The 13,456-nt window shown below is 34.9% G+C and carries 12 protein-coding genes; 7 read left to right on the top strand and 5 right to left on the bottom strand.

The genetic code is table 11. From position 1 onward, the window contains the following. Together rodA and ACJJVI_RS07900 are read left to right on the top strand one after the other, a co-directional pair. Complete coding sequence (gene rodA / locus ACJJVI_RS07895) at positions 1-1,278, top strand: rod shape-determining protein RodA (RefSeq protein ID WP_405351334.1); 1,278 nt, start codon at positions 1-3, stop codon at positions 1,276-1,278. Between the two features lie 8 nt (positions 1,279-1,286). Beyond that, entirely contained in the window at positions 1,287-2,108 is an 822-nt protein-coding gene (locus ACJJVI_RS07900; protein ID WP_405351336.1) for a hypothetical protein, read from the top strand. Positions 2,109-2,115: 7 nt separating this feature from the next. Here the strand turns inward: ACJJVI_RS07900 and ACJJVI_RS07905 are convergent, their stop codons facing one another. The 3 genes from ACJJVI_RS07905 to ACJJVI_RS07915 are packed head-to-tail and all read right to left on the bottom strand — an operon-like array spanning position 2,116 to position 6,198. Beyond that, positions 2,116-2,943, bottom strand: coding sequence for a DNA/RNA non-specific endonuclease (locus tag ACJJVI_RS07905; RefSeq protein ID WP_036582340.1), 828 nt, complete (start codon positions 2,941-2,943; stop codon positions 2,116-2,118). A 1-nt stretch (position 2,944) separates the two neighbouring features. After that, entirely contained in the window at positions 2,945-4,048 is a 1,104-nt protein-coding gene (locus ACJJVI_RS07910) for an ABC transporter permease (RefSeq protein WP_397303146.1), read from the bottom strand. Then, complete coding sequence (locus ACJJVI_RS07915) at positions 4,048-6,198, bottom strand: carboxy terminal-processing peptidase (RefSeq protein WP_405351338.1); 2,151 nt, start codon at positions 6,196-6,198, stop codon at positions 4,048-4,050. Before ACJJVI_RS07915 ends, ACJJVI_RS07910 begins: the two co-directional genes overlap by 1 nt. Positions 6,199-6,308: 110 nt before the next feature. On the opposite strand from ACJJVI_RS07915, the gene surE reads away from it, so the two are divergent. The 5 genes from surE to ACJJVI_RS07940 are packed head-to-tail and all read left to right on the top strand — an operon-like array spanning position 6,309 to position 11,279. Continuing rightward, positions 6,309-7,091 (top strand): 5'/3'-nucleotidase SurE, encoded by a 783-nt coding sequence (surE, locus tag ACJJVI_RS07920; protein ID WP_036582334.1) that lies wholly within the window; start codon positions 6,309-6,311, stop codon positions 7,089-7,091. Beyond that, positions 7,081-7,380: a hypothetical protein gene (locus ACJJVI_RS07925; RefSeq protein WP_051788698.1), complete on the top strand. Its 300-nt coding sequence runs from the start codon at positions 7,081-7,083 to the stop codon at positions 7,378-7,380. Before surE ends, ACJJVI_RS07925 begins: the two co-directional genes overlap by 11 nt. A gap of 3 nt (positions 7,381-7,383) precedes the next feature. Next, the gene (gene lpxB, locus ACJJVI_RS07930; RefSeq protein ID WP_405351341.1) at positions 7,384-8,496 is read left to right on the top strand and encodes a lipid-A-disaccharide synthase; all 1,113 of its coding nucleotides are present in this window, start codon (positions 7,384-7,386) and stop codon (positions 8,494-8,496) included. A 1-nt stretch (position 8,497) separates the two neighbouring features. Then, positions 8,498-9,145 (top strand): C40 family peptidase, encoded by a 648-nt coding sequence (locus ACJJVI_RS07935; RefSeq protein WP_405351343.1) that lies wholly within the window; start codon positions 8,498-8,500, stop codon positions 9,143-9,145. Positions 9,146-9,188: 43 nt separating this feature from the next. Beyond that, complete coding sequence (locus ACJJVI_RS07940; RefSeq protein WP_405351345.1) at positions 9,189-11,279, top strand: ComEC/Rec2 family competence protein; 2,091 nt, start codon at positions 9,189-9,191, stop codon at positions 11,277-11,279. Here ACJJVI_RS07940 and ACJJVI_RS07945 read toward each other — a convergent pair. Together ACJJVI_RS07945 and ACJJVI_RS07950 are read right to left on the bottom strand one after the other, a co-directional pair. Continuing rightward, the gene (locus ACJJVI_RS07945) at positions 11,242-11,775 is read right to left on the bottom strand and encodes a thioredoxin family protein (protein WP_405351347.1); all 534 of its coding nucleotides are present in this window, start codon (positions 11,773-11,775) and stop codon (positions 11,242-11,244) included. The two genes, ACJJVI_RS07940 and ACJJVI_RS07945, sit on opposite strands and share 38 nt — an antisense overlap. Before the next feature lie 82 nt (positions 11,776-11,857). After that, complete coding sequence (locus tag ACJJVI_RS07950) at positions 11,858-13,447, bottom strand: peptide MFS transporter (RefSeq protein WP_317290771.1); 1,590 nt, start codon at positions 13,445-13,447, stop codon at positions 11,858-11,860. Between the last annotated feature and the right edge of the window lie 9 nt (positions 13,448-13,456).

Here is a 13,456-nt window from a genome sequence, read left to right on the forward strand (position 1 = left end):
ATGGGAATAGGAGATAAGCCTAAGTTTGATATCTATATCATTTTAATCTATCTAGCCTTACTATTGATAGGTTGGTTGACCATATACTCTGCTGCTCAAGTTTCTCAATACCATGGTATTCTAGATATGGATCAACTGTATGGCAAGCAAATCTTATGGATTGGATTAGCGTTTCTAATTATCAGCTTCATACTGGCAATGGATGTGAAGTTTTTTGAACGTTTTGGAAGTATTATTTATATTATTTCACTTTTATCATTATTAGGCTTGTTCGTTTTTGGTAAAGAGTTAAACGGAGCAAAATCTTGGTACTCTTTAGGTAGTATGACCTTACAGCCCAGTGAATTTGCAAAGGCGGCAACAGCTCTAGCCGTCGCAAAATTTTTAAGTGGTATTAATATATCACTTAAAAATACTAAAGACTTACTACTAGTAGGTCTTATCATAGCGTTACCAGCTTTGTTTATTATACCACAACCAGATCCAGGAAGTGCACTAGTCTACGGCGCATTTTTCTTTGCTCTTCATAGAGAAGGTTTATCCTTGTGGTATCTCAGTCTGGTATTAGTAGCAATAGGTTTGTTCTTGGGGACTTTAGTTTTAGGAACATGGTGGATTGCATTGATTATTTTAATCGCGATGACCGTTATTTACTTGCTTTCGCAAAAGCGTAGACATAAAAAGCGATTGCCTAAACCTAGAATCTTTCTGTTTTTAATCATATCTGGTGTATGTGTTTTGTATTCTCTTTCCACAAATTATATATTTAATAACTTGTTAGAAGACAGACACAGAAATCGTATCGATATCGTATTAGGTAGGGTAGAGGATAATCAAGGTGTAGGTTATAATATTAATCAAAGTGTTATTGCTGTGGGAAGTGGCGGTTTTGCTGGTAAAGGACTTTTAGAAGGTACACAGACGCAAGGTGGATTTGTGCCGGAGCAAGAAACTGACTTTATCTTTAGCGCCATAGGTGAAGAATGGGGATTTATAGGTGCGTCGTTAGTCATTATCTTATTCATGTCCTTATGCTATCGATTGATTATTATGGCCGAAAGACAGAAGAATCAATTTGCCCGTATATATGGTTATAGTGTGGCAGGAATTTTCTTTATACATTTTTTCGTAAATATAGGTATGGTATTGGGCTTACTACCTACCGTTGGAATACCTTTGCCATTTATGAGTTATGGTGGTAGTGGTTTATGGGGTTTTACCATATTATTATTCATTTTTGTGAAATTAGATGGTCATAGAATGAGCTATGAACATTAAATGAGTTTATGAAATTACTGAAAGGTTTATTCCATGTTCTAATGGTCATAATATTGACATTAGTTACCCAAGTAGGTGGATTGATATGGATTCTAGTTTTCGGCTATTTTAAATATTGTAAATCAAATTGGATTTTATGGAAAAGACTTAGTGTTTTCTGTGTCGTTTACATCTTTTCTATTTTTACTATAGTACCTATAGCGGCAAGTATCGATAATCGTAAAATGTTGCCAGTGTTTCATGAAACCATACGACCACATAACATGGGGTACGTTCTATTATGTCGCAATTATGTGCGCTATGATTTGTACACAGTTCTAGAAGATGTTTCTGATAATTATAGAGATTCAAAATATAATGGATTGCAATTGGTGTACCTAGATGCAGGCTTTCCTTTCATAAATGGTTTTCCATTATTACCACATCTAAGTCATAATGATGGGCGCAAAGTGGATGTGGCTTTTGTATATAAGGATGGAACTAGAGGTTCTCATTACAATTTGAATCCTTCGTTAATTGGATACGGAGTTTATGAAGAGCCTCGAGATAATGAGTTCAATCAAACACAGGCTTGTGAAGATGCTGGTTACTGGCAGTACGGTTATGCTAAAGCGCTAGGATTCAATGTAGATAAAGATGTGTCGTTAAATGAACAGCTTACTAAACAACTAATTGAGCAAATACAGTCGCATCCTAAGGTGCAAAAGGTATTTATCGAGCCTCATTTAATCAAACGCTTAAATATTAAAAATATAAATACTAAATTAAGGTTTCATGGCTGTCATGCGGTAAGGCACGATGATCATATTCATTTTCAAGTAATCCCTTAATTGAGAATTACCATCCTTTACTACTATTTGAGGCTTCTAGTTCATTCTCTACATGATCGGGTATTTGAGAGAAGAAATCAATACCAGTTTGTTTTTCTATTTCGTCTACTGACGTAACATAATCGTAGATAGGTTTACTACTAGCTTTATGAGGCATTAAAAAGGCTAGTATTTTTTCATTACCACTTTTATCTTGTCTATAAATTATTTTATAAAATGCAGATGGTACCGTCACATTTTCTGTGCCTATTTCATCCATGTTACCTTTAAAAACAGGTCCGGTCACTACATATAGTTCATCGTATCGTTTAGCATAGTATCGCGTTTTTTGTTCTAGTCGATTCCATATACCAGCATTGAACTCGTGTTCTTGTGGACTTATATTTGATGTTAGGAAGGTTTCTTCATATACCTTTTTGCTACCTGTTCTATCACCTGCTGGTACTAAATGACCTCTATCATATCCACTTTTTTTATAATTGCGCCAGTGCGCAGCACCAGTTTTTACTGAGTTATCAATTTCAAAATAAGGTCTTTTAAAGTTATTATTAGTAATGTCGCTTTCTCTTAGTACATGAGCTGTCCATTCGGCTTGCTCATGTTTTTCACTATAAGAGAGGCTGTAGGTACTGTGGTGTATGACCTGATTGTTTGAACTAGGCAAAAAGTCTTTACGTGATAAAGGTTTGAATCCATCAGCATCTTGATCATTTATAGTCTGCTGATTTTCTTGTTCAAGTATATGCTGAGAAGCTTCTTCATTACGGTGCGTTTCATAAAAATAAAAACATACAGCGATAACTATAAGTATGATTGCGTAGATCGATTTTTTCATATTAAGTAGTTTTTACATCTAGCGCATCTCTTAAGGCATTTCCTAAGAGCATGAATGCCATTACTAGTGTCATGATTGCTATTCCAGGTACAAGCGCAAGATAAGCTTTATCTAAAATGATGTATTGATAGTGATCTTTTATCATACTACCCCAACTAGGCATAGGTGGTTGTGCTCCTATTCCTAAGAAGCTTAAACCACTTTCTATAAGAATTGCTGCTGCAAAGTTAGCTGCACTGATTACAATAATAGGTGCCATGATATTAGGTAAGATATGTTTTGTAATAATTCGATAACTGTTGAATCCTAATGCTCTTGCTGCGGTAACATACTGGAATTCTTTAGCGACAATTATTTGTCCTCGGACTACACGGGCTACTTCTACCCACATGGTGAGTCCTACCGCTATAAAAACTGTAAAGAAGCCTTTTTCTAAAGCGATGCTTATAGCAATAACCATTAATAGAGTAGGTATGGACCAAGTAACATTAATCAACCACATAATGATGGTGTCTATGAAGCCGCCAAAATATCCAGCTATTGCGCCCAGTGTAATACCTATGATTAATGATATAAAAACGGCGATAAAACCTATCGAGATGCTAATTCTTGCACCTATCATCATGCGGCTTAATAAATCACGACCATATTTATCAGTACCTAATAGAAATGTTTTATGCGAGGTGTAGCTTTCGCGAAAGCGTGATAATTCCATCCCATCTGCTACAGCAAAGTTTGCATCTACAAAATCTAATTGGGAACCATTAACATCATAAGGTCTATAATAACTCCGACCATTTTCAATTTTTAGTTCGGAATAAGGTATTTCTTCTTGATTTGATTTGCGGCCATTCCACCAGTCCCAAATACTAGAAGGAAGACTAGCCACAGGAAGCTCTAACATGTTTACTTCAAAACCTGGTGGTTGTGAGTGAATAGATAGGTGCATCTGGTTGGCATATGCTGTGTTGTCTGGTGCAATGATATAAGCAAATAAAGCGATTACTATATAAAAAGCAATCACGCTTAAACTCAAAACGCCCCAAAAATTCCTCTTGAATTTTTGGAGCGCTAAAGTCGTTAATGATGCCGATTTATGTGACATTAATTTTTAATGGTAGATACTCTTGCATTTTGAATATTAGAAACTTTCAAATCTTTGAGTACGTTAATTGCTTCTGCAAGATACACATCTTGAGAAAGACTCTTGTGCCAGCGTTCACGCTTTTCTGCAAGTAAGCTATCTTTTGCAATTAATTCTTTTTCATAATTTACATATTCAAAAGATAAATCGTTTTTATAGTCCTCTAGTTTTTCAAACTTTTCTGTTTCTTTTTCTAAACGATGAAGTCTTTCTTTGTAAGCTGTATAGTTTAATGGTATTATATTTTCTTCTCGTTGATCACTCATCCATTTTGCATTTTCATCGATAAGTTGAAACGTTTCATTAGAATTAATTCTAGCTTGGGATTTTGCAATGGTGCTATTAAAATCTATATACTTATTAAATTTAGTATACGATGCAGCTGGAATTTCATCATAAGGTAATGGGAATTCCTCATCACGTTCACCTATGTCAATATAGCTATAACGATCTGGAGTTATGATATCACTTTTTACACCTTCTAATTGGGTGCTTTTTCCATTGATTCTATAGAATTTTTGAGTAGTCAATTTAATGGCTCCTAGGTCACCTAGATCGCTATTGCGCACCCATCTATTCAAATCTTCAAAATTTTGAACAGTTCCTTTTCCGAATGTTTGCTTAGACCCAATGATAACAGCACGTTCATAATCCTGTAATGCGGCTGCTAGAATTTCTGAGGCACTTGCCGATAATTCATTAACCATAATTACTAATGGACCATCCCATATAATACTAGGGTCATCATCACTATATGTTTGAGTACGTTCATTTTTAAGTGCCACCTGCACAACAGGTCCTTTTTCTATAAAAAGTCCTGCCATTTCTATAACTTCTCTTAATGATCCACCACCATTATTACGCAAGTCTAACACAAGACCGTCCATGCCCTGCATTTTAAGACGCTCGATTTCTTTTTTAATATCATCTCCAGACGCACGACCATTTCTATTTTCCATGTCAAAATAAAACTTAGGTAGATTGATCAATCCATAGTTAATACTGCCTTCAAGATCTTTTACAATTACTGACTTTGCAAATGTTTCTTCTATTTCAACTACATCACGTGTTAGAGTTACATCTTCTATTGTACCGTCAACACGTTTAAGAGTTAAAATCACTTTAGTTCCTTTAGGACCTTTAATAAGATCCACTGCATCACTAATACGCATTCCGACAATACTTGTTGCTACAGTATCTTTTTCTTGTGCTACTTTTAAAATTACATCACCTACTTCTACATCTTGACTTCTCCATGCTGGTCCACCAGATATAATTTCTAAAACCTTGATGTAATCCATTTTCTTTTGTAATCGAGCGCCTATACCTTCTAGCTTACCGCTCATTGCTGTGTCAAAACGATCTTTATTTTGTGGAGCAAAGTAACTCGTGTGAGGATCAAAGTAAGCCATCACGCTATTTAAGTATAGGGAGAAATAATCTAATCTTTCAATGTCTTTACTGAAGTCAAAGTTTTCTTCCATAGAACGCTTAACTTCATCACGTACTTCTTTTTCAATGGCAATTGCAGTTTTTCTTTCATTTTCAGGCTTGTCTTCCTGCTCCTCCATTTTGTCATAATAACTACCCAGAGCACTCAATTTTAACAACTTGCGCCAGTGGTTTTTAAGTTCTTTTGAATCTTTTGCATAAGGGATGTTTTCATAATCCGTATCCATAACCTCATCTTTATTAAAATCAAAAGGTTCTTTGATAACCTGAGAAAATAGCTTCTCAGCTTCTTTGCGTCTTTGCTCTAATCTCTCATAAGTAAGTGTAAATAACTGAACTCTACTATCTCTGATTTCATCATCTAATAAAAACTCATAGTTAGCAAACTCTTGATAATCAGATTCTAGAAAATATCTTTTTGCTGGATCTAAATCATTGATGTAATTTTTAAAAACCTTTTGAGAAAATTCATCTGTTAGATCAGCAGGTGAGTAGTGATTGCGTTGTAATACATGTGATATAAGGTTTACTAAAAGCTCTTCCTTATCTTTATCTCCTGGATCGATATCTTTAGTAAAACTACAACTGGCAGTAGCTGCGAGCAAAACTAATATGGCAATTGCCACGTTATTTTTTATAAAATTCATAAGTCCTTTCATTTGTCTATTCTAGTGATGTAAAAATCGTGCCACTTTACATTGCACAATGTATAACAAGAGATTGATATGCTATCGCTAATTTACTTAATTTTAACCTCGATAAAAATTTTATGGAAAACATTAAAAAACCACTTATTCTCGTTACTAATGATGATGGTATCACAGCTCCAGGAATAAGAATGCTAATTGAAATAGCTAGAGAATTAGGTGAGGTTGTTGTAGTAGCACCGGACAGTCCTCAAAGCGCAATGGGTCATGCAATAACGATTAATAATACTTTACATGTAAAAGAATTTAAAGAGCATAGTCATGATCATAAGGAATACACAACGAGTGGTACGCCTGTTGATTGTGTAAAAATGGCTAGCCACGAGATTTTAGATAGAAAACCAGATTTGTGCCTTAGTGGTATTAACCATGGAAGCAACAGTGCTATTAATGTTATATATAGCGGTACTATGAGTGCAGCGGTAGAAGCAGGTATTGAAGGTATACCAGCAATCGGTTTCTCACTTTGTGACTATGACCATGATGCAGATTTTGATGCTGCAAGACCATTTATTAAAACAATAATCGAAAATGTTATTCATAATGGAATGGCAAGAGGAGTGGTTTTTAATGTAAATATTCCTAAAGCAAAAAGAGAAGAAATAAAAGGAATTAAAATTTGTCGTCAGGCAAATGCTTATTGGGTAGAAGAATTTGATAAGCGCACGAATCCATATGGGAAGGATTATTACTGGCTTACCGGTAAATTTGTTAATGACGATAAAGGAGAAGATACAGATGAATGGGCACTAGCTCATAATTATATTTCTATCGTACCTACACAATATGATCTGACGGCACATCATTATATAAGCGAACTTAATACTTGGGATTTTGGTAATTAAAATTATAAAAGGTTTTCTATTAGGTCTTTTAGCAAATTTTATAGGTACATATCTATATGTATACTTCTTTGCTCCTTACAGTTTTGAAACAATGATGGAAAGCGCGGTAGAAAAGGGCTTTATGGGCGGACTTATAGGTCTGGGAGCAGTATTAAATCTGTTGCTGTTTTTCTTTTTCTTGACTACAAAAATTTATAAATTTAAAAAAGTAGCTCAGCCTTATGAAGCACGTGGTGTTTTAATGGCCACAATACTGGCAGCTCTAGCAGTTATGTACTTTGAATTCTAGAATATGAAATACTATATCATTGTAGGTGAGGCTAGTGGCGATTTGCACGGTTCTAATCTTATGAAATCTTTACGTCAGCAAGATCCAGATGCACAATTTAGGTTTTGGGGTGGTGATCTTATGGAAGCAGTAGGTGGCGAGCAGGTCATACACTACAAAGAACGTGCAATAATGGGTTTTACTGAGGTGATTAGAAAACTGGGTACAGCTCTCAAAAACATCAAATATTGTAAAGAAGATATAGTGCGATACCAGCCGGATGCGCTCATATTTATGGATTACTCTGGATTCAATCTACGTATTGCAAAATGGGCAAAACCTCAAGGCTTTAATACACATTACTATATAAGTCCACAAGTATGGGCTTCTAGAGAAAGCCGTGTAAAAACCATTAAGGCAAATATCAATCACATGTATGTGATACTTCCTTTTGTAAAAGATTTTTACGAGCAAAAACATAATTATCCAGTCGATTTTGTAGGGCATCCTATCATAGATGCGATTGATCAGCATCATCAAGTTAATCATGTTGAGTTTCTAAAAGAGTATCAGTTAGACGATAGACCATTAATAGCATTATTGCCAGGTAGTCGCAAGCAAGAAATTAGTAAAATGCTAGGTGTTATGTTACAAATGGTAGATCAGTATCCTGACTATCAATTTCTAATTGCAGGATCTCCTGGTCAGGAAGCAAGTTTTTATAAGCCATTTTTAAAAAAGAATGTTACCCTAGTGATGAATCGTACTTACGATATTTTAAGCCTTTGTCATGCTGCACTAGTGACCTCTGGTACGGCAACATTAGAAACAGCATTGTTTAAAGTACCTCAGGTAGTTTGTTATAAAGGCAGTTCTATCTCATATCGTATAGCAAAATTAATTATCAAACTAGATTATATCTCGCTAGTTAATTTAATTATGGATAAAATGGTCGTTACAGAGTTGATACAGAAAGATTTTAACGCTACAAACCTTAAGAAGGAGCTTGATATGATACTTAATCCCACACAGCGCAATCGCGTTTTTGCTGACTATTATGAGCTCGAAAAGCGTCTAGGCGGCATAGGTGCTAGTGATAAAGTAGCTTCTTTAATTATTAAAAACTCACAGAAGTAGTATGATGATGTTGTTCTCGCTTTCGCGAAAGCGTATTTATAAAGTCAACTTAACAAAAATATTTGTTGTTAGTTTAACCAGCATGATGCTCTTAGGGACTTCGTCTTGTAAGAGTTCTAAGCCTAGAATAGTTACCACAAAAAAAGAAGCAGCAAAACGTTATCCAGATAGAGTATACACTTCTTCTCGAGAGGTGAAAGCAGAGTCTGTAGAGAAACCCGTAGCTAGCACAGCGCCTTCTCGAGTAGATGATGAAAAGACAGCGCCAATACTGAAAGACGCCATTGAAACTGCGCTAAGTTATAAAGGCACAAAGTACAAATACGGTGGTAGTTCACGCAGTGGTATGGACTGTAGTGGTCTTATACATGTAAGTTTTAAAGAAGCTGGTAAATCGGTGCCGCGTACAAGTGCTAGTTTATATAATGCTGCTAGTGCTATTGATTTTAAACAAGTTGAGAAAGGTGATTTATTATTCTTTGCTACAGGAAAAAACAAAACTAGAGTGAACCATGTAGGACTAGTAGTAAAAACGACACCTGCCGAAATTAGTTTTGTTCATTCTACCACCTCACGTGGTGTAATCGTTTCTACCATGAATGAAGGTTACTGGCTCAATGCCTATTTAAGTGCTGGTAGATTAGAGTAGGGCATTTCTTTATTTTCTGAAACTATTTTGTTAACTTCATATAATGAAGTGGTTAGGATATCCTATTTATAGGTTACTGTTAGCATACGTGATAGGATTGTTGATTGCGATGTATCTGCAAATTACTATAGATATTGCATTTATAGTTCTATCCACATCTTTTCTTGTCTTATGTTTTTCCATTTTTTTCAGTAGAACTAATACCGTATTCAAGGCGCTTTTTAGTTTTTCAGTAATATTCTTCCTTATTGCCTTAGGAGTGTTAAATATGGTAAGTAAGAGACCTATTAATCAATCCCATCATTTTTCTAATCACACCATACACGGTAAGGAGCAAATGATTACGTTTCAATTAACGGATCAGTTAAATCCTAATGCTTACAATGATCGATTTTATGCGCGTATTAATGAAATCGATGGTAAAAATGTTACAGGTAAGGTTCTGGTCTTATTTAAAAAATCAGATAGTGTTGAATACAAAATCGGTCATAGACTTACTGTTTATGATGATATTAGTCAAGCTAGTGATGAGCGCAATCCAGGGGATTTTAATTATAAGGAGTATCTCGCTTTGATTGATGTCCATGGGCAGATTTATGTCGATGATGATCATATACTCAATGTCTATGTCGGTGAGAACAAATCGTGGATTATTGCTTTAAGAAATCAATTAATGAATTCTCTTGAAACATCAGGCTTACAAGATAAGCCACTAGGAATAATTCAGGCCTTGATATTAGGACAACGCAATAATGTGGAGTCATCAGTCACGCAAAGTTTTAGAGATGCTGGTGTTATCCATATACTTGCTTTAAGTGGTTTACACGTTGGTATTATCTTACTCATTTTGCGCTGGTTTACGAATTGGTTAAAAGTTGTAAAAAATGGTCGCTGGCTACAAAGTGCCGTTATAATAATATTGTTATGGATTTTTGCTCTAATTACAGGCATGTCACCTTCTATAATGAGAGCGGTAACTATGTTCTCTTTTATTGCGATAGGTATGAATGTGAATCGTAAAACTTCCATTTTTCATAGCTTAGCACTATCTGCTTTTTTATTATTATTAATTAATCCTAAGCTACTATTTCACGTAGGTTTTCAATTGAGTTATACTGCAGTAATAGCTATCGTGCTAATCCAGCCTATTTTATACAATTTAATACAACCACGGTGGAAGGTGATTGATTACTTCTGGAAAATAGGCACTGTAACCATTGCTGCTCAAATAGGCGTTGCACCATTAAGCCTTTTTTATTTTCATCAGTTTCCAGGGCTATTTCTTTTAGGTAATATGTTATTACTTCCTGTATTGCCATTAATAATAGGGCTCTCAATCCTATTATTAGCATCTTTGTGGTCAGGTATTCCGTCTTATTGGTTAGTTGAAATACTTAATTTAAGCTTGGATTGGATTGTAACTATCATTGAAAAAATTAGCTCTCAAGATCAGTTTATTATTAAAGGAATACATCTTGATCTCATAGAGCTTATTTTTATTTACATATTTATGATAAGTAGTGCGTTGTTTTTCTATCGTTCTGTAAGAAAAAGTAGGAGAGAACGAGTGCTCATTAAAGAACCAGGTTATAATTTACATATAGCTATAATTAGTATTATATGCTTTATAGGGTTTCAGTCTTTCAAAAAGTTGAAAACTGAAGACTCTAAGGTGGTAGTAATGCATCAAGCATCTGGTAGTGTAATAAGTATCAGTAATCGTGAAGAGGTTTTACTACTAGTTGATTTTCACGCTATGGATTCAACTAGGTCCATGGCAGCTCTAGATCGTATTAAATCTTCTTCATTACATAGAAATAAAATTATAACTATTGATTCTTTAAATAATAAAGTGAAGTTTAATGATACAGAAGTAGTTGTTTTAGATGAGTCTGGTGTGATTATAAAAAGCGCCGAAACCCCAATTTTACTTTTGTCTCACTCTCCAAAAATACATTTAGATAAAATAATAACTGCCTTAAGACCGCAAATAATTATTGCAGATGGTTCTAATTATAGAACTTATGTAAACCGTTGGAGGTTAACTAGTGAAAAAAGGAATATTGAATTTTTAAGTACTTATGAAGAAGGTGCTATTAATTTGTGTCACCTTGAAGTTCATAAACAAAATTAGCTTGGTAATCCGACCACTTTTGACCGGTGTTTATTGATTTATACGTTTCATCTGCCAGCATGGTAATGTAGATCTCTAGTTTTTTAGGTCCCATTTTTCCTGGTACTGGATTGATAATACGTCCGGTTTCATCAAAGAAAACTAATGTAGGATATTCAAAAATGCGCATAAATCCAGCAAATTCATGTTGTGAACGTTCGTTACGTTGTTTCATCGGGTTACCATAAGTAGCCCCTTTATAGTTGATCACTTCTGTACCTTCTGCGTCGAATTTTACTGGGTAATAATTTTCATTAATAAAGGCAGCAATTTCTGGTTTGTCAAAGGCATATTTATCCATCCACTTACAGTTGGTACACCATTCTGTATATGCCTTTAATAAAATCTTTCTAGGTTCTTTCTTTTGAGCTGCAAGCGCTTCATCCATGGTCATCCAGTTCACTTGTGCGGTAGCAAATGAACCTATTAATAATATCATTACAAACATCCATTTCATAGGTATCCTTCTTTTGAAAATTCAAGGTAACAAAAAACGCACCACCATGGTGCGTTTTTTATAAAATATTAGGAAGATGTGGTTATCTGATTCCGTGCATCATTTTTACCAAAAGTCTACTAAGTGCCAACATTATAAAACCAGCGGCAATAGGAATGATGGTAAATATCATAAAGAATGTAGCCATACCATAATCTTCAACAATAGGATCAATATATCGACCTGTTAGTCCAGCTGCTGTATTTGCAATAAAGTTTGCAACAAACCATATACCGAACATTAACCCGACTAGTTTTCCTGGTGATAGTTTACTCACATAGGATAATCCTACAGGAGAAACACATAGTTCACCTAGTGTATGGAACAAATATGCTAGTATTAAGAAAATCATGCTTACCGATGCCGTTTTTGCTCCTAACGGAATTCCCATAGAACCAAATGCCAAAATTCCGAAACCAATACCTAGTAGAATTAGTCCGATAGCAAATTTTACGGGTCCAGAAGGATTTAATTTACTTTCCCAAATTTTAGAAAAAATAGGTGCAAATGCAATGATGAAGAATGAGTTTAAAATTCCAAACCATGAAGCAGGAACTTCAGGAGCAGGATCAGTGAATTGACGATATAACATCCATATTACAATTGCCCATATGATAACAAAACTTAAACCTAGTAATATGTTGGATAAAGCAAACTTTGCATATGTCTGTTTGAATAACATACCTAATACCCATGTGATAATTATCATAGGTATTACTGTTAATAGTGTATTGAAAATCTTAAATATTAATGCACCATCACCTTCTAATACACGATCTGTATAGTCTGCAGCAAAAATAGTCATAGATCCACCAGCTTGCTCAAAAGCCCACCAGAAAAAGATGGTAAAGAATGCTAGTACACCAATTACAATTAGTCGATCTGATACAACTTTAGAGCTTTTTGCTTCTTCTATAGTGTCTTCAATGGCGTCTTCAGTTTCTTCTAAGGCGTCTTCCATCGCATCATCAAAATCTTCAGCGCCTTTAGGAGATAATCCTATTTTACCAAAAATTTCTTGAGCAAAATAGAATTGCAACATTCCGACAAACATAAATATTCCAGCTAGTCCAAAACCATAGTGCCATCCAACAGATTCACCTATGTAGCCACAAAGTAAAATACCCAAGAAAGCACCAGCATTAATACCCATATAGAATATCGTGTATCCAGCATCTTTCTCTTTGTCTTCTGTTTTGTATAATTTACCGACCATCGATGAAATGTTCGGTTTAAACATTCCATTACCTATAATAAGAAGAACGAGACCTAAATAAAAGAAAGTTCCTGTAAGTCCTTCAAGTGCCATAGAGGCATGGCCTAAAGTCATTAATAAAGCCCCTATAACAACGGCTTTTCTATATCCTGTAATCTTATCTGCTATTAATCCACCAAAAATTGGAGTTACATAAACAAGACCTGTATAAAAAGCATACAAAGTCAACGCGTCAGCTCTATCCCAGCCCCAACCTTCATCAAAGACTGATGCGACTAAGAAAAGAACAAGTAATGCTCTCATTCCATAATAAGAGAATCGTTCCCACATTTCAGTAAAGAAAAGAACGAACAATCCTGATGGATGTCCTAGAACTGTTTTTTGGTTCGTAAGTGAACCACCAAATTTATATTCCATTTGATTATT

It is taken from the genome of Nonlabens sp. Asnod3-H03, assembly GCF_045063665.1.
In the GTDB taxonomy this organism is placed as follows: domain Bacteria; phylum Bacteroidota; class Bacteroidia; order Flavobacteriales; family Flavobacteriaceae; genus Nonlabens; species Nonlabens ulvanivorans.

What these genes read in the sequence shown, in the direction of transcription:
- rodA (WP_405351334.1), top strand. Translation starts at nt 1, where the DNA reads ATGGGAATAGGAGATAAGCCTAAGTTTGATATCTATATCATTTTAATC.
- ACJJVI_RS07900 (WP_405351336.1), top strand. Translation starts at nt 1,287, where the DNA reads ATGAAATTACTGAAAGGTTTATTCCATGTTCTAATGGTCATAATATTG.
- ACJJVI_RS07905 (WP_036582340.1), bottom strand. Translation starts at nt 2,943, where the DNA reads ATGAAAAAATCGATCTACGCAATCATACTTATAGTTATCGCTGTATGT.
- ACJJVI_RS07910 (WP_397303146.1), bottom strand. Translation starts at nt 4,048, where the DNA reads ATGTCACATAAATCGGCATCATTAACGACTTTAGCGCTCCAAAAATTC.
- ACJJVI_RS07915 (WP_405351338.1), bottom strand. Translation starts at nt 6,198, where the DNA reads ATGAAAGGACTTATGAATTTTATAAAAAATAACGTGGCAATTGCCATA.
- surE (WP_036582334.1), top strand. Translation starts at nt 6,309, where the DNA reads ATGGAAAACATTAAAAAACCACTTATTCTCGTTACTAATGATGATGGT.
- lpxB (WP_405351341.1), top strand. Translation starts at nt 7,384, where the DNA reads ATGAAATACTATATCATTGTAGGTGAGGCTAGTGGCGATTTGCACGGT.
- ACJJVI_RS07935 (WP_405351343.1), top strand. Translation starts at nt 8,498, where the DNA reads ATGATGATGTTGTTCTCGCTTTCGCGAAAGCGTATTTATAAAGTCAAC.
- ACJJVI_RS07940 (WP_405351345.1), top strand. Translation starts at nt 9,189, where the DNA reads ATGAAGTGGTTAGGATATCCTATTTATAGGTTACTGTTAGCATACGTG.
- ACJJVI_RS07945 (WP_405351347.1), bottom strand. Translation starts at nt 11,775, where the DNA reads ATGAAATGGATGTTTGTAATGATATTATTAATAGGTTCATTTGCTACC.
- ACJJVI_RS07950 (WP_317290771.1), bottom strand. Translation starts at nt 13,447, where the DNA reads ATGGAATATAAATTTGGTGGTTCACTTACGAACCAAAAAACAGTTCTA.